The following is a 1026-nucleotide window of genomic DNA, read 5'->3' on the forward strand; positions in this document are numbered from 1 at the left end:
CACCGCACCCGTCGACGGCGACGTCGAGCCCGTGCTCTCGGTCCGCGACCTCGGAGTGGACTTCTACGTCGACGGGCAGTGGTTCCCGGCCGCCGAAGGCGTGAGCTACGACGTCGCGCCGGGGCACGTGCTCGCGATCGTCGGGGAGTCCGGTTCCGGCAAGTCGCAGTCCTCGATGGCGCTGCTCGGCCTCCTGCCCGCGAACGGTCGCGCCCACGGCAGTGCCAAGCTGGGCGGTCGTGAGCTCATCGGGATGTCCTCGGGTCAGCTGCGCCGAGTGCGCGGCAAGGAGATCGCGGTCATCTTCCAGGAGCCGATGACGGCCCTGAACCCCGTCTACACGGTCGGCTTCCAGATCGTCGAGACGCTGCGCGAGCACTTCGACATCGGTCCCGCGCGTGCCAAGGAGCGCGCCATCGAGCTGCTCCGGCTCGTGGAGATCCCCGAGCCCGAGCGCCGGTTCTCCTCCTACCCGCACCAGCTCTCGGGCGGCCAGCGGCAGCGCGCGATGATCGCGCAGTCCCTCGCGTGCGACCCGCGCCTCCTCATCGCCGACGAGCCGACCACAGCGCTCGACGTGACGGTGCAGGCCGAGATCCTCAAGCTGATGCGCGACCTGCGCCACCGCGTGAACGCCGGGATCATCCTCATCACGCACGACATGGGCGTGGTGGCGGACCTCGCGGACTCGATGCTCGTCATGAAGGACGGCGTCGTCGTCGAGCGCGGGACCTCCGAGGAGGTCTTCCACAACCCTCAGCACCCGTACACCCAGAAGCTGCTCGCCGCCGTGCCACACCTGGGCAGCAACACCGACGGCGATGCCGTGCTGGCCGCCGTGGACGCGGGGGTCGACCTCGATGCTCTCGCGCGCGGGGAGCTCCTGCCCGCGTCGCCCGGCGAGTCCGGTGGGCCCGGCGTGGCCCAGGTGACCGAGGCCGCCCAGGACGCGCCCGCACCCGTGGACGACCGTCCGCTGGTGCTGAGCGCACGGGACATGGTCATCGAGTACCCCGGCCGGCGTCG

The 1026-nt window shown here is 71.2% G+C and carries 1 protein-coding gene; it reads left to right on the top strand.

What is annotated here, in order from left to right; all coding sequences use genetic code 11:
• Window positions 1-31: 31 nt before the first annotated feature.
• Window positions 32-1026 (top strand): ATP-binding cassette domain-containing protein (locus FH969_RS15015; protein ID WP_246072015.1); only part of this gene is annotated, 995 nt, incomplete at its 3' end.

Source organism: Miniimonas arenae (assembly GCF_006351005.1).
In the GTDB taxonomy this organism is placed as follows: domain Bacteria; phylum Actinomycetota; class Actinomycetes; order Actinomycetales; family Beutenbergiaceae; genus Miniimonas; species Miniimonas arenae.